Source organism: Enterobacter sp. Bisph1, assembly GCF_000814905.1.
Classification (GTDB): domain Bacteria; phylum Pseudomonadota; class Gammaproteobacteria; order Enterobacterales; family Enterobacteriaceae; genus Kosakonia.
On record NZ_JXAG01000032.1, the window covers coordinates 97,241 to 112,630 of the forward strand.

Below are 15,390 nucleotides of genomic sequence, written 5' to 3' on the forward strand. Positions count from 1 at the left end.
TAAGTTATTGCCTGCGCTGCCGATGAATAAAGCAAAATTTATTTGTGATGTATTCGCCCCTGACAAAAAATAAAACTGCGTAGCCATTAAATTCATCAGGTTAGCTGCGCAATTTAATGCCAGGATTAGATATTACTTATTACCTGTGTGGATTGTCTGATGCTCAATGTGTCGTGGGACCCGGTGTTGATCGGCATCTCTTTTATGGTGGCCTTCATTGCTTCCTTTGTGGCATTGGACAGTGCAGGTAAAGTGGCGACGTCAGGACCGCGTAGTGCGTTATTCTGGCGTTTCGCCGGTGGGGCGACGCTCGGCATGGGCATCTGGTCAATGCATTATGTCGGCATGCTGGCGATGAAAATGCCGGTGATGATGCATTACGACTTACAACTTACGCTGCTGTCATTTATTGCCGCGATGCTGACCTCTATTATGGCCATCAATATAGCCGTGGCGGGCAAAACATTGCCCATCAAACGCCTGCTGTTGGCCACCCTGCTACTTAGCGCCGGGGTCGTGTCGATGCACTACCTGGGCATGGCGGCGATGATGGGGTTTATCACCATTTACTGGAATATCGGGCTAATTGCGCTTTCTGTCGCTGTTGCTCTGATCAGCGCCTGGGTTGCTCTGTGGCTGGCATTCAGCCTGCGGCAAAATACCCACGGCGTGTTTATTAATCGTCTTTTGGCGGCGCTGGCAATGGGTGTGGCGATAAGTGCAATGCATTACACCGCCATGAGCGCCGCGACATTTAATCATAACGGCTCAACCAGCGTGCTCCATGAGGCACCGACGCTTATCCATAATGGTGTTGGTGAACTGGGGCTTTCATTATGGGTGGCGACCACCACGCTGGTCATTTTCGGCATCATGTTGTTTATTTCAATGATTGATTCTCAACTGCGCACCGCGCGTCTGACGGACAGCCTGCGCCAGCTTAATCAGCAGCTTGAAAAACAGGCCTGGTTTGATCCCCTCACCGGCCTGCCCAACCGCACCCAATTTGAGAATACGCTCGAGAGCGCCCTTCGCGAACGGTTAGAAAAAGAGACAGCCTTAGCGCTAATCTATATGGATTTGGATCGCTTTAAGCTGGTGAATGATGCCTGGGGGCATCATATCGGCGACCGCCTGTTAATTGCCGTCGCCGGGCGTTTGTCCGCCTGTTTGAGTGAAAAGATGGTACTGGCACGCCTTGGCGGCGATGAATTTACCCTGCTCGTGCCGGACACTTGCGAAGAGGAGATTGAGACGCTGGTAAAAAAAATGGTGGCAACGATTCAACAGCCGTTTTACGAATTGAACCATGTCCTGAACGTCTCGCTTAGCGTTGGCATCTGTTACTCCCCACTACATGGCGACTGCGCGCACGAGCTGAAATTAAAAGCCGATACCGCGATGTACAGCGTTAAACAGGAAGGCCGCAACGGCTGGGCCGTTTTCCAGCCGGGAATGGCACAAAAAACCGTCGACGATCCGCTGTTTTTGCAAGATCTGTCGCAGGCTTTAGCCCGCGATCAATTTGAGCTGTGGTATCAACCGCAATATAGCGCGCCGGAACAAATGCTCACGGGCTTCGAAGCCCTGTTGCGATGGCATCATCCCACTCAGGGAATTCTGCCGCCGGCGGCCTTTTTATCGATGCTGGAAAAAACCGGGTTAATTATTTCTGTCGGGCACTGGGTGATCGAGGAAGCATGCAGACAGTTACATGAATGGAATAACCAGGGCTTTAGCCATCTGACGCTGGCAATTAATCTCTCACCCAGCCAGTTTGAACAGCATGACATTTACGATCAAATCACCGACGCGTTGCTGCGATACCGGCTCAACCCGCTCCAGTTGACCCTGGAAATTACCGAAAATACCGCGCTTAAAAATCTTGATCGTAGCGTGCAGCTTCTTCACCAGTTCGCTCAGTTGGGCATTACGGTGGCGATTGATGATTTTGGTACCGGTTATTCCAATATGCTGATGCTCAAGCGGCTACCGGCGACCGAATTAAAAATTGACCGCAGTTTTGTTAAGGATATTCGCGACAACAGCCGTAACGTGAAGATTGTGTCGACAATCATTGATATTGCCCACTCGATGAATATGCATGTGGTTGCAGAAGGAATTGAAACTGTCGAACAGCAGGCGCTGCTGACCAATATGGGCTGTGCTTATCTGCAGGGTTTTCTTTATGCGCGCCCTATGCCGGTGGAGAAGGTTTCCGCATTGCTGGAGCAAAATAACTTCCACTATTCGCAGGAAAGCTCAGAGACGTTGCAAAAAAAAGCCTGCCCGGGACGCTAATCTTAAACAATTAGCCAGCGGAAAAGCCGCATCCGAGTGAACGATTAATATTATGCCTTATGATGGATAAAGATTAACACTGAGGTTCGCTTTGAAAGTCCATCATGCCGCTGATGTGCCGGGACGACCCAGCGGCGTTTAATGTCCTCACGAAGGTAAAAATAGTCCTCGCCAGGGGTTTACCTTTCTTTCCATGTATCACCTTTATAGAACACGCTGATAATAGCTGGCTGGCTAGGGTTGCAGCGCGTTAAAATTTACGCTTAACCTATTCACTTCAAGGAGATAGTCCTTTTCAGATGGAATGGTTCTGGTTTCAGGACGCAGTGTCGCGTAACCTTTTTCACTACACTCTTCTTTTGTCCACCAGTCCAGCTCTCCGCGTATACCGGTAAAATAAAGGGTCACGCTTTCGCCGATCTGGTATTTTTCATCGCCCTTCGCGCCGAGTTGCATGAGCTTATACCAAAGCGCCATCTCCTTTTGTAAAGGATCGGAATCCGGGTAATCTGATAAAATAGTGTCAATCCTTTCTTTTAATTGTGCCGTATCCAATAAAATGAAGTGTTTTACTTTTCGCTTCATCATCATTTTATAACTGTTCATGGTTAGAGTAGATTTATTGGTATCAAATTCTCTGGCGATATACTCGCTGACTATCTGCTTAAAAGCCGTTAAATTCTCACTTCTAAATAGCCCTATAGTACGCATTCGCTCCATCGCATCATTAATAGCGTGGTTTTTTTGTTGTTTCGCCTTCACCTCTGCCCTGAGAATAAAGTCCTCGATCTGCCTGCGATTTGGATCGCTCTGCAAATATGGGCTGTTAGCTAATATGGTTTTCGCTTTTTCGAGTTCGCTGACAAAAAGACATTTAGAAAACATCTTTTTTATCAATAAGTGACAGGACTCATATCCATCCATCATGCACGTGGTGTCGGTATAAAAATGCCAGTTTTGGAAATAGCGCCAATCTTCAGGCACCAGCATTCCTCGCTCATCTCTTTCCCCGGCCTCGATAATAAACCGCCGCGCAAGGTTTGCCGTCACGATAGAGCCGGGGAGAGTATAATTAACCTCTGAGCGCGCCGCGTAAACAACATTAATAATATCTCGCAGATCATCGTAAATAATTTGCAGCAATTTATTGACTGTTTTCGCGGATAAAAGCTCTGTATCGCGCTTAAGATGCAAAGCAACTGAAACTCCATGTTTTTTGGCATCAATTCTTGGCTTAAGAACCATAGGTCCTCCATTGCGTATACGCTTGTCATATATAAGCACAAATTACGAAAAATCGTTCAAAAGTGCGCTCACTAAAATCAATAGTATTTCATCCGGTCAGGCCAGTTAATGATATATATAATTTAGGCATCATTATTTAATGAGTATTGTGTGCTTAATCTGCGTCATAATCTTCAGTGAATATAAGATCATTTAGCCACAGCCGTTATGGCGATAATAATGAACAATTCTTACTTTATATGATATTTTTGAAATAAGACGCGATATCGAATAGAAGATATTCACTGCGTTTAGCGTTTGCTTCACCTGCCGGTGCAGCAGACAAAAAAATAGCGCCCATCTTACGGGCGCCTTGTAGCGATATTGCTGAGTTAGTGAATCCCCAGTCGCCAGGCAAAATCAATCTCTTCTTTTAGTTCGCTGTGGGACAGCGTCAGCAAATCCTCAAATTCAAGGCGCAACAGTTTCAGTTTCTTAAGATATTCCGCTGGAGTGAGTGCTGTTTTATCACGGCGCAGATATTCAATGGCCAGTTGGGTTGGGTCCAATTCAGTTTCCATAGTATCCTCTTGGTTGGTGAAAACCTGACCACTATAGCACAATTCAGTGGTTCTTTTTTGACCAAAATCGTAAAAGAGGCGGCATTCTTTCTGCCAACGAAGCGGTTTTTTAATGAAAAATTCCCTACGGGCGTCTCCTTATTTTCTCCATCCTCCCCTCACATTACCTAAGTAAAATTTTTACCACTCCTGCTAAAGACAGGAAGCATCCCGTAATCGATGAGTTTCCCCTTACTTCCCGTGACGTAAGGGGATTTTTTTATCAGTGCTGAAGGATATACAGCGTCCGGCTATAAGCGACATCTTCCGGGTTATTAATCGGATAACCCTTCAGCCACGGCTTGATCAACCGTGCGTTGGTGTACTGATAAATCGGCGCAATAGGCGCTTTTTCTGCGAGAATATGTTCCGCCTGGTTATAGTCCGCGTTGCGTGCTTTGATGTCGGTTTCCTGCGTCGCCTGCGCCAGTACCTTGTCATATGCCGCATCGTTAAAGCGCGAGATATTACCGCTGTTACTCGAGCTTAGCAGGGTCAGGAAAGTAGAGGGTTCATTATAATCGCCAACCCAAGACGCACGGATCACATCGAAGTTGCCGCTGTTACGGCTGTCAATATAGGTTTTCCACTCCTGGTTTTGCAGCTGAACATCCACACCCAAATTCTTTTTCCACATCGACGCGACGGCAATGGCAATTTTTTGATGGTTTTCCGAAGTGTTATACAGCAGCTTCAGTTTCAATGGACGTTGCGCGCTATAACCCGCCGCCTGCAGCAGTGTTTTCGCCTGCGCGTTGAGTTCCGCCTGGCTCATCGTTTCAATCTGTGACGGCTGCGGCGTGAAGCCGGCAGTCACATCCGGGGTGAAGCGCCATGCTGGTTTTTCCCCGGCACCCAACACTTTCTCGGCGATCACCCTTCTGTCGATAGTCATACTTAACGCAAGGCGCACACGGGGATCGGCCGTTGGCCCTTTCTGGGTATTAAATGCGTAGTAATAGGTACCCAGCTGCAGGGGCGTAAAGACCTGGCCGGGAATATCTTTCAGCAGCTTCTGATAGAGGTTTTTGGGGAACGATTCGGTGATGTCGATATCGTTGGCCAGATAGCGTTTAGTCGTTGCGGATTCCTGATTGATAGGCACGAAAGTGACTTTCTGAATAACCGTTTTCCCGTTATCCCAGTAGTTTTTATTGCGTTCCAGCACCAGCTTTTCGTTGACCACACGATCGGCCAGCACATAGGCGCCATTGCCGACCAGCCGACCAGGACGCGTCCAGTCTGCGCCGCTCTGCACATTGTTTTTTTGTACCGGGTAAAAGGCAACGCTGGCGGCTAAACTGGGAAACCACGGCACAGGGCGATCGAGCTGCACCCGCAACGTGCGCGCATCGATGGCGCTGACGCCGAGTTTATCCACCGCGCCTTTGCCATCGGCAATATTTTTGGCGTTGCTAATACCGGCAAGCGCAGCAAACCCGGCAAAAGGCGATGTAGTTTTAGGATCAACCAACCGCTGCCAGCTATAGACAAAATCCGCCGCCGTTACCGGCGAGCCATCGGACCAGCGGGCGTTATCACGCAGGGTAAAAACCCAGGTCCGGTTATCGCTGCTCTGCCATTTACTGGCAACGCCCGGAATAATTTCGCCCTTCTCATTCTGGTTCACCAGCCCTTCAAACAGATCGCGGAGAACCTGGATCTCTGGTAATCCCACCGCTTTAGCCGGATCTACCGATGCGGGCTCATCTTTAAGATGGCGCACAACCTCTTGTTTCGCCGCCAGTTTAGTACCCGGCGGCACATCGGCAGCATGTACAAGCGTTGAAAACCCACACAGCCATAGCGCACAGCTGAGGGCTGAAATTCGATGCTTCATGGGATCCCCTTATTGGTCTGTTTTCCCGGCGAAAGATGAGGTAATTATTTGTTTTAACTTGGGAGAATGCAAACCTGCTGTGCGGGAAAATTGACGCTGGACGCCTGTTTCTCCCCCGTGGCATGATTTGCGCGGCATCGCTTTATGCTTAACACTTGCTGTAAGCCAACAATAATAAAAGGACCTTTATGCCAGCCACCCGCCCGCGCGCTCAACGAGGCGCATTTTCCATTGGTCGTGAAGAATTTGGCCGCTCGCTGTTAGGCGCGCCGCTGCTGTGGTTTCCCGCGCCGATTGCCACCCGAGAAAGTGGGCTTATCATCGCCGGGACGCATGGGGATGAAAATTCTTCCGTTGTTACCCTCTCCTGTGCGCTACGCACATTGAAGGCGGATTTACGCCACCATCATGTTGTGCTGGCGGTTAACCCGGACGGCTGTCAGCTCGGTTTGCGCGCTAATGCGAACGGCGTGGATCTTAACCGCAACTTTCCGGCCGCGAACTGGAAATCCGGTGAAACTGTCTATCGCTGGAACAGCGCCGCAGAAGCGCGTGATGTGGTGCTACAAACGGGCGACGCACCCGGCTCGGAGCCGGAAACCCAGGCACTGTGCAAGCTTATTCACGCGATTCGCCCGGCGTGGGTGGTATCGTTCCACGATCCGCTGGCCTGCGTTGAAGATCCGCATAAAAGTGCGCTAGGACAATGGTTGTCGGCGCGCTTTTCCCTGCCGTTAGTCAGCAGCGTTGGGTATGAAACGCCGGGATCCTTTGGCAGCTGGTGCGCCGATATTAATTTGCACTGCATCACCGTGGAGTTCCCGCCGGTTTCCGCGGATCAGGCCAGCGAGCAATACCTGGAAGCCATGACGGCGCTGCTGCACTGGGATCCTCAAAGGTGAAGTTTACCGGTGCTGAAGCTCAGCGCCGGTTCAACATCCACCGCCAGCCATGTTGGGCCGTCGAGATCGGCAAAGCGCACGCGGTTGGCCAGCGGCAGCGCCGCCGCGATGGCGCGCGAGGTGCAGATCATACAGCCAAGCATTAAAGAGAAGCCCTGCGCGGAAGCGTCCTGCGCCAGCGCCAGCGCCTCGGTTAATCCGCCGGTTTTATCGAGCTTAATATTGATCATCTCATAGCGGCCATGCAGGCTCGCCAGATTTTCCCGCGTGTGACAGCTTTCGTCAGCACAGATCGGTAAAGGATGAATAAAATTGCTCAGCGCCTCGTCATCACCCGCCGGCAAAGGTTGTTCAAGCATCACGACGCCCAAATCCGCCAGCAACTGGCAGCGGGCGGCGAGGCCTTCACTGTGCCAGGCCTCATTGGCATCGACAATCAGCGTGGCCTCAGGCGCAGCGGCCCGGATTGCCACCAGCCTTTCACTGATCAAATGATCGTCGAGTTTGATTTTTAACAGCCGGGCCCCTTTTTCACACAGCGCGGCCGCGCTGGCCGCCATCTGATCCGGCGTGCCAATCACCACCGTTTGTGCGGTGATAATGGTTTCCGGCAGGCTGACGTTAACGGCCTGGGCAAGGGTGAGCGCCGCCTTGCGCGCCTGCAGATCCCAGAGTGCGCTATCCACGGCGTTGCGCGCCGCGCCGGGCGGCAGCAAGGTTTGCAGCGCTTCGCGCGTAAGACGGTTTTCCAGCTGCGGCATAATAGTCATGATTTGCGCCACTACCGAGGCTTCGCTCTCGCCATAGCGCGGGTACGGCGTGCATTCGCCAACGGCCTTGATACCGTCCTCTTCCAGTTCCACCACCACCACGCGCGCTTCATTGCGTGCACCGCGCGAAATCACAAACGGCGTGTGTAGCGGCCAGGTCTCTTCATATACTTTGACGCTTCTCATTACTCGCTCCTTTGCCGCTGATGTAAACCAGTATAGATATGAAATTTGGTTTGCCGTGATCTCCGCGGATGGCATACACTAGCGCCGACGTTAACTATATGTAAACAGGAAGATAATATGTCACAACTCGTTCATTTTCAGGGCAATCCGGTTCCCGTTGCAGGCGCAATTCCGCAGGCTGGCGCAAAAGCGCAGCCCTTCACGCTGGTGGCGAAAGATCTGTCTGACGTTGCGCTGAGCCAGTTTGCTGGTAAACGTAAAGTGCTGAACATTTTCCCGAGTATCGATACCGGTGTTTGCGCAGCCTCTGTGCGTAAATTTAACCAGCTGGCGACCGAAATGAACAACACCGTGGTGCTGTGCATTTCCGCTGACCTGCCGTTTGCGCAGTCCCGTTTTTGCGGTGCGGAAGGTTTGAGCAATGTGATCACACTGTCTACGCTGCGCAGCGCTGACTTCCTCGAAAATTACGGCGTTGGCATCGCTGATGGCGCGCTGAAAGGCCTGGCCGCGCGCGCTGTGGTAGTGATTGATGAAAACGACACGGTAGTATTCAGCCAGTTGGTCAATGAAATCACCAACGAGCCGGATTACGCGGCCGCGCTGGACGTGCTGAAAGGCTAACTTTCGCTAAAGTCTTTAAAGCCTCCGCAAGGAGGCTTTTGCTTTTTACTCGTCTTACTCTTCGCCCTTCTTCTGGCTAAGGCCATATTCCCGCAGTTTATTGGCAATGGCGGTATGGGAAACCCCTAACCGTTTCGCCAGCTTACGCGTACTTGGGTAGCTGCGATAAAGCTGAATCAGCACCGAACGTTCAAAACGGCCGGTAATCTCATCCAGCGATCCTTCCATGGCATCCTCACCGACCGGCACCGATGTAGCCTCATAATCCGGCAGTTGAATATCCTGGGCGCGCAGTTCATATCCGTCGAGCTGAGTTAAGGCCCGGTAAATGGCATTTTTCAGCTGACGGACGTTGCCCGGCCAGCCATAACGGGTGAGCAACTGATGCAAATCATGGGACAGTTTCGGCCGCGGCACGCCCTGCTCATCGGCAAAACGAGCCACAAACAGTTCGGCGAGCGGCATGATATCCTGCGGACGATCGCGCAGCGGCGGTAAAGAGAGCGTTAACACATTGAGACGATAGTAGAGATCCTCGCGAAAGAGCCCCTTCTGCACCAACTCTACCAGGTTGCGCTGTGTAGCGCAGATCACCCGGACATCCACATGCACTTCATGATCTTCCCCGACGCGGCGGAAAGTGCCATCGTTAAGAAAGCGCAACAGTTTCACCTGCATGCGCGGCGACATTTCGCCGATCTCATCCAGCAGCACCGAACCGCCGTTCGCCTGCTCAAAAAAGCCTTTCTTGCCTTCCGGCGCGTGACCAAACAGCTCGCTTTCAACGGACTCTTCCGGAATCGAGGCGCAGTTCAGTGCCAGGTAAGGTTTCGCCGCCCGTGGGCTGGCGAGATGACAGGCGTGAGCAAGTAAATCTTTACCGGTCCCGGTATCGCCGGTGATCAGCAACGGTGCGGTGAGCATCGCCAGTTTGCGAGCCTGCTCCACCAACTGACGCATTTTTGGGCTCACTGCAACAATCTGGCTGAACGCGCTAAGGTCCTGCTGGCTGATATTTTGTAATTGCCGTCCCATCCGAATGGTCGATCGCAACATCACCACCGCCCCCGTCAGCACCGGTTCGCCGGTCTCGCCTTCCAGATGCACCGGCGTTATTTCCATCAGAAAATTTTGCCCGGCAATAGCCACATGCTCGTTATGGGAGGTTTGCGGGTTGCCTTCGAGCCAGCGCTGAAAGTTAAAGCCAGCTATCAGCTGCACGGCGTTTTGGCTGAGCAGCTTGTCCGCGTCAAGGCCGAAAAGCTGGCAGCTCGCCGGGTTCGCCAGTTCGATTTTGCTTTTCATATCCAGCGACAATACCGGTTCCGGCAACGCTTCCAGCAGCGCGCTCATTGCGCGGTGTTCCCGCTCGGACGGCATCCACTGCACGGTACGCACATCCGTTACGCCCGGGATCCGGCGGATTTCGGCCATCAGGCTGCTGAAAGTGGTAAATTCAAGCGCGGCGAAATTGAGGTAGATTCGCCCGACGGGATCGATTTCAATCCCGCGCAGATCGATGCCGCGAAGCACCAGTAAGTCCAGCAATTCGCGGGTCAGACCAAGCCGGTCTTCACAAAAAACTTCAAGACGCATGGGAATATCACCCCTGTTCATACACATATTTAATGGATGATAAGCCACTTCAGCGAAAGCAGGAAGATTTCTGTCAACAAATATTGACAGCATGGCGCAAAAAGCGGCGCGGCGCTGTAACGTTAAGCGCGCAGCGCCGCTTTTTTATGCAGCCGGTCGTTTTTGCAGCGTCTCTTTAAGCTGGCTAATTAACTGGCGGCGAAAATCGCCGAGGCGCGGTTTATCATCAGCCAGCCACGGCAGCGGTCGACACAGCTCCATCGCTTTGATGCCAAGGCGCGCGGTTAACAACCCGGCACCAATGCCCTGCGCGGCTCTGGCGGAAAGCCGGGCGGCTAAATCTTGCGATACCCAATCCATGCCGACTTCCCGTACCAGTTCAGAGGCACCAGCAAAGGCGATATTGAGTAACACCAGGCGGAACAAACGCAGGCGGCTGTAATAGCCAAGCTCAATACCATACAGCGTGGCGATACGATTGATTAACCGCAGATTACGCCAGGCGATAAACGCCATATCCACCATCGCCAGCGGGCTGACGGCAATCATTAAGGTCGATTCCGCCGCGGAACGGCTAATTTCCCGCCGCGCCTGCGCGTCCAGCACCGGCTGCACCAGATGGGCATACAGGCTGACGATTTCACGATCGCTGTGGGTTTCATGTATGGCGGCATACCAGCGCTGCAGCGCCGGGTGCGCCTGATCGATGCCCGCCTGCTGCGCCAGCTTTTCACAGAACGCGCGCCCTTTGCCCACGCCGTGGCTGTGCAGTAAATCACGGGCTTCATCACGCTCGTGCGCCCGCTGGCGTAAGCGCCACAGCCGCCGCCACTCGCTGGCAAGCGAACCCACGCCCGCGCCAATGATCAATGCGCCAGCAGCACACCCGCCGAGGGCAACCCAGTCCTGGGTGTGCCAGGCGTTAATTGCCCACTGGACGCCTTGCCCCACCACGCTGACGCCGAACAGGGCTAAGCCTGCGGTGACCATTTTTCGCCACAGGCTACGTTTCGGGCGTAGCGCGGCCTCAACAACGGCTTCCGCTTGCCCCTCCTCGGGAAGATCGTCTATCGCGGCAGGGGCAAAATTTTCCGCCTGCTGGTCATCAAAGGTCTGCGCGCGCTTAAACACGACGCTGTTTTCCGTTTCCAGCGGTCCGGCGAAATCGATTCGCGGTTTTAGCGGCTCGGTCATCGCAATTTATCTCCAATCAAAAACTCCAGCGCCGCATCGAGACGGATATGGGGCAACGGCGTATCCACGTCCAGCGTCTGCGGGCGAAAAGCTTCAAAATTAAACCCTTGCCGATCCCAGAACGCCTGGCCCGGCAGTCGCGCCGGCACTTCGCCCGGATAGACGGTTAGCGGCGCGCCATCACTCAAACGGTGGCCACGCAGCGCCGGAATTTTTTCGCCATTCACTTCAATCAAACCGCTTTGCGTCGCCTGCACCGAGGCCAGCCCAAGGCAATCCATACTGATGCCTTCAAACGCCGCATTTTGCCAGGCGTCCTGAATCAGTTGTTGCAACAGCGACACCATATTGGCGTGTTGATCAATCGTAATGTGATCGGCTTTGGTCGCGGCGAAGAGCAGCTTGTCGATAACCGGCGCAAACAGGCGGCGAAACAGCGTGCGCTGCCCGTAGTGAAAACTCTGCATCAGTTGGGTGAGCGCCAGGCGCATATCGTTGAAAGCTTGCGGCCCGTTATTGAGGGGTTGCAGGCAGTCGACCAGCACAATCTGGCGATCGAATTTCAGGAAGTGGTTTTTATAGAAGCCTTTAACGACATGCTCGCAATAGTAGTTGTAACGCTCGCGCAGCATCCCGGCGTTGGTATGCTTATCCGCCTGCGCCAGTTTTGCCTCACCGGTGGCGTCAACGTCCGGCCACGGGAAAAACTGCAGCGCCGGCGCGCCCGCCATATCGCCCGGCAGCACAAAACGGCCTGGCTGGATAAAATGCAATCCTTCCTGTTTGCATTGATATAAATAGTCGGTCCACGCCGCAGCGATATCTGCCAGGCGGTTTTCATCCGCCGGAGCCAGCGGATCCAGCCCGGCGCATAGATTGCGCCATTTCTGCGACCAGCCGAGCCGCTGCCCCTGCAGCAACCCGTTCATTTGCCGCGACCAGCTCAGATAATCCTGCGCCAGCATGGGTAAATCCAGTAGCCATTCGCCGGGGTAATCGACAATTTCCAGATACAGCGTGGAGGTTTCTTTGAAATGGCGCAGCAGCGAGTCATTGGAGCGAAAACGCAGCGCCAGGCGGATTTCACTGACGCCGCGCGTGGGCGTAGGCCAGACCGGCGGCGATCCGTAAAGCTGCGCCAGCCCTTCGTCATAGGTAAAACGGGGAATCCCAAAATCGCGCTGCGGAACGCGTTTCACACCCAACAGCCGCTCTTCACGCACCGCGCTAAGCAGCGGCAAACGCGCACCGGCATGGAGATTGAGCAGTTGATTGACCAGCGCAGTGATAAAGGCGGTTTTGCCGCTGCGGCTCAGGCCGGTTACCGCCAGGCGCAGATGCCGATCCATGCCACGGTTAACCAGCGCGTTAAATTCTGTACGAAGTCGATCCATCGCCATTGCGTTTTGCCTTAAAGCTGTAGCCGTAAAGCTTTATTTTAAATGGTTTTCACTGATAAAGCGGCGGGAAAATTTATCCGCGGCGCGTTTTAACAAAGGCTCCAGCGCAAACGCCAGCGCCATTTTTAACGGGCGGCGCGCGACGGATTTTATCGCCCATCCCGCAACGCCAGCCGGACCGAAACGCAGGGCCGCCAGCAGTGCGAGCTTGCCGACAATCTGCAAACCGGGTTTAACGCTGCGACGCGCGGGTTGCCAACGTTGATTCATCTTTCTCTCCTAAAGCTTGCGGAAACGGCTGCGCAGCGAGAACGTGTCTGAGGTGACATAACGTTCCATTTGACGCAAACGGGTTTCACCGGCAGAAAGCTCGGCGTCAACGGTTTCAAGCAATGCACGGTAGTCTGGCGCATCGGCGTTTTCGGCGTAGTTTTCCGGCTGCGGATCGAGCACAAAGAACAGCACGATATAGGCCGCAACCACAAAGAAAAACAGGCCAAAACACATCGCCAGAATGGCGAGAATACGCACCACTTTAACGCGAATATCCAGATACTCGGCGATACCGGCACAGACGCCGCCGATTTTGCCGCGCTGAGGGATTCGCCAGAGTTTTTTATTCAGATCCAGTGTCGCCATTAGCGGTCTCTCCAGTTCGGATGCTCAGCATCAAGAATATCTTCCAGCGCCTGAATACGTTCGCGCATGCGGGTTGCCTCTTGTGCGAGCTCCACCAGCCGCTGCTGCTCGTTTTGATGCAGTTCGCTGCGCGATGTGCGGTTGTTGTAATGCAGCCATAACCAGACCGGCAACACGAACAAAATGAACAGTGTCAGGGGAATAGCCAGAAAAAGCGTGCTCATGTGTACTCCTTACAGCGAATGATGCGCGGCATCTTCTGATGCCGCCGTTTTATTATTGATTATCCTGCTTCATTTTGGCTTTCAACTGCGCCAGCTGCTCGCTGATTTCATCATCGGTACGCAGCTCGGCAAACTGCTGATCCAGCGTTTTCTGTTTACCAAAACCGTGGCTTTCCGCTTCGGCTTCCATCTGATCGATACGACGTTCAAAGGACTCAAAACGTGCCATCGCTTCATCGATTTTACCGCTGTCGAGCTGACGGCGAACATCACGGGAAGAGCTGGCCGCCTGGTGACGTAAGGTTAACGCCTGCTGACGGGCGCGGGTTTCGCTGAGTTTATTTTCCAGCTCGCCAATCTCTTTTTTCATCCGCGTGAGGCTTTCGTCCACCAGCGTCACTTCCTCTTCGAGGGAAGCGATAAGCGTCGTCAGTTTTTGCTTCTCAATCAGCGCCGCACGCGCCAGGTCGTCTTTCTCTTTACGCAGCGCCAGCTCAGCTTTCTCCTGCCATTCGGTCTGCTGCGCGCTGGCCTGCTCAATGCGACGCGACAGCTGCTTTTTCTCTGCCAGCGCGCGAGCGGACGTCGAACGCACTTCAACCAGCGTGTCTTCCATCTCCTGAATCATCAGGCGCACCAGTTTTTGCGGATCTTCGGCTTTTTCCAGCAGCGAATTGATGTTGGCGTTCACGATGTCGGCAAAACGAGAAAAAATACCCATAATCTGTTCCTCTTGATTTATGTAATCGGGCAAGGCCCTGCTGCTGTGTTATTACAATCTTCGTGCCAACTTTTTATGTTATTGAAATTAAAGCTTATCAATCGTTTTACCCCAACGCTAACCTGGGCTACAGTAGTTAATCTCACTAACATGTGGCGAATTTCATCATGACGGAACCTAAAGATAATCTGCTCGGCGAAGCCAACAGCTTTATTGAGGTGCTGGAACAAGTCTCACGCCTTGCCCCCCTTGATAAGCCGGTGCTGGTGATCGGCGAGCGCGGCACCGGTAAAGAGCTGATTGCCAACCGCCTGCACTTCCTCTCGCCCCGCTGGCAAGGGCCATTTATCTCCCTTAACTGCGCGGCGTTAAATGAAAATCTGCTGGATTCCGAACTCTTCGGTCATGAAGCCGGGGCGTTTACCGGCGCGCAAAAACGCCATCCTGGCCGTTTTGAACGCGCCGATGGCGGAACGCTGTTTCTTGACGAACTGGCCACCGCACCGATGTTAGTGCAGGAGAAACTGTTGCGGGTGATTGAGTATGGCGAGCTGGAACGCGTGGGCGGCAGCCAGCCGTTGCAGGTCAACGTACGGCTTATCTGCGCCACCAACGCCGATCTACCACAAATGGTGGCGGACGGTTTATTCCGCGCCGATCTGCTCGACCGGCTGGCCTTTGATGTCGTGCAGCTTCCCCCGCTGCGGCGGCGTCAGAGTGACATCATGTTAATGGCGGATCATTTTGCCATTCAAATGTGCCGTGAACTGAAGTTACCCCTCTTCCCGGGCTTTACGGATCATGCCCGCGATGTGCTGCTTAATTACGCCTGGCCGGGTAATATTCGCGAGCTTAAAAATGTTGTCGAGCGCTCCGTTTACCGCCACGGCAGCAGCGATACCCCACTGGATTCCATCATCCTCGATCCCTTTAACCGTGAAAGCCTCAGTGAAACACCCGTTGCGACGGCAAACGCGATGCAGCCGACGCTGCCGCTGGATTTACGTCAGTTTCAGCTCCAGCAAGAGCGGGAATTGCTGCAAGCCAGCCTGCAGCAGGCAAAATTCAACCAAAAACGCGCCGCCGAATTGCTCGGCCTCACCTATCATCAGCTGCGGGCGCTGTTGAAAAAACATCAAATTAATTGAA

15 protein-coding genes are annotated in these 15,390 nt (G+C 53.2%); 4 read left to right on the top strand and 11 right to left on the bottom strand.

Annotated features, from left to right (window positions below; genetic code table 11):
- Positions 1–159 precede the first annotated feature (159 nt).
- Positions 160–2,301 carry an EAL domain-containing protein gene (locus tag RW65_RS07235; RefSeq protein ID WP_039056028.1) on the top strand — a complete coding sequence of 714 codons (2,142 nt, stop codon included), beginning with the start codon at positions 160–162 and terminating at the stop codon, positions 2,299–2,301.
- Positions 2,302–2,535: 234 nt separating this feature from the next.
- Here the strand turns inward: RW65_RS07235 and RW65_RS07240 are convergent, their stop codons facing one another.
- The 3 genes from RW65_RS07240 to RW65_RS07250 all read right to left on the bottom strand — a co-directional run bounded on the left by RW65_RS07240 (position 2,536) and on the right by RW65_RS07250 (position 5,985).
- Positions 2,536–3,546, bottom strand: a complete 1,011-nt coding sequence (locus RW65_RS07240; RefSeq protein ID WP_039056029.1) for a hypothetical protein — start codon at positions 3,544–3,546, stop codon at positions 2,536–2,538.
- Positions 3,547–3,917: 371 nt separating this feature from the next.
- Complete coding sequence (locus RW65_RS07245) at positions 3,918–4,106, bottom strand: YdiH family protein (RefSeq protein WP_039056030.1); 189 nt, start codon at positions 4,104–4,106, stop codon at positions 3,918–3,920.
- A gap of 262 nt (positions 4,107–4,368) precedes the next feature.
- Positions 4,369–5,985, bottom strand: coding sequence for a peptide ABC transporter substrate-binding protein (locus RW65_RS07250; protein ID WP_039056031.1), 1,617 nt, complete (start codon positions 5,983–5,985; stop codon positions 4,369–4,371).
- A gap of 188 nt (positions 5,986–6,173) precedes the next feature.
- Here RW65_RS07250 and mpaA point away from each other — a divergent pair, with 188 nt between their 5' ends.
- Entirely contained in the window at positions 6,174–6,887 is a 714-nt protein-coding gene (mpaA, locus tag RW65_RS07255) for a murein tripeptide amidase MpaA (protein WP_039056032.1), read from the top strand.
- Here the strand turns inward: mpaA and ycjG are convergent.
- A complete protein-coding gene (gene ycjG / locus RW65_RS07260; RefSeq protein ID WP_039056033.1) occupies positions 6,878–7,843 on the bottom strand; it encodes an L-Ala-D/L-Glu epimerase in 966 nt (321 codons plus the stop codon). The genes mpaA and ycjG overlap by 10 nt on opposite strands.
- 117 nt (positions 7,844–7,960) lie before the next feature.
- Between ycjG and tpx the strand changes: the two genes are divergently transcribed.
- A complete protein-coding gene (gene tpx / locus RW65_RS07265) occupies positions 7,961–8,467 on the top strand; it encodes a thiol peroxidase (protein ID WP_039056034.1) in 507 nt (168 codons plus the stop codon).
- Positions 8,468–8,521: 54 nt separating this feature from the next.
- Here the strand turns inward: tpx and tyrR are convergent, their stop codons facing one another.
- The 7 genes from tyrR to pspA form a co-directional block, all read right to left on the bottom strand.
- A complete protein-coding gene (gene tyrR / locus RW65_RS07270; protein ID WP_039056035.1) occupies positions 8,522–10,063 on the bottom strand; it encodes a transcriptional regulator TyrR in 1,542 nt (513 codons plus the stop codon).
- Positions 10,064–10,207: 144 nt separating this feature from the next.
- Positions 10,208–11,257 carry a YcjF family protein gene (locus RW65_RS07275; protein WP_039056036.1) on the bottom strand — a complete coding sequence of 350 codons (1,050 nt, stop codon included), beginning with the start codon at positions 11,255–11,257 and terminating at the stop codon, positions 10,208–10,210.
- Complete coding sequence (locus RW65_RS07280) at positions 11,254–12,651, bottom strand: YcjX family GTP-binding protein (protein WP_039056106.1); 1,398 nt, start codon at positions 12,649–12,651, stop codon at positions 11,254–11,256. Before RW65_RS07280 ends, RW65_RS07275 begins: the two co-directional genes overlap by 4 nt.
- 39 nt (positions 12,652–12,690) lie before the next feature.
- Entirely contained in the window at positions 12,691–12,927 is a 237-nt protein-coding gene (gene pspD / locus RW65_RS07285; protein ID WP_039056037.1) for a phage shock protein PspD, read from the bottom strand.
- Between the two features lie 9 nt (positions 12,928–12,936).
- Positions 12,937–13,296, bottom strand: coding sequence for an envelope stress response membrane protein PspC (pspC, locus tag RW65_RS07290; protein ID WP_039056038.1), 360 nt, complete (start codon positions 13,294–13,296; stop codon positions 12,937–12,939).
- The gene (gene pspB / locus RW65_RS07295; protein ID WP_039056039.1) at positions 13,296–13,520 is read right to left on the bottom strand and encodes an envelope stress response membrane protein PspB; all 225 of its coding nucleotides are present in this window, start codon (positions 13,518–13,520) and stop codon (positions 13,296–13,298) included. The genes pspC and pspB overlap by 1 nt, the downstream gene beginning before the upstream one ends.
- 52 nt (positions 13,521–13,572) lie before the next feature.
- A complete protein-coding gene (pspA, locus tag RW65_RS07300) occupies positions 13,573–14,241 on the bottom strand; it encodes a phage shock protein PspA (protein WP_039056040.1) in 669 nt (222 codons plus the stop codon).
- Between the two features lie 167 nt (positions 14,242–14,408).
- Here pspA and pspF point away from each other — a divergent pair, with 167 nt between their 5' ends.
- Positions 14,409–15,389, top strand: a complete 981-nt coding sequence (gene pspF, locus RW65_RS07305) for a phage shock protein operon transcriptional activator (protein WP_039056041.1) — start codon at positions 14,409–14,411, stop codon at positions 15,387–15,389.
- Position 15,390: the final 1 nt, after the last annotated feature.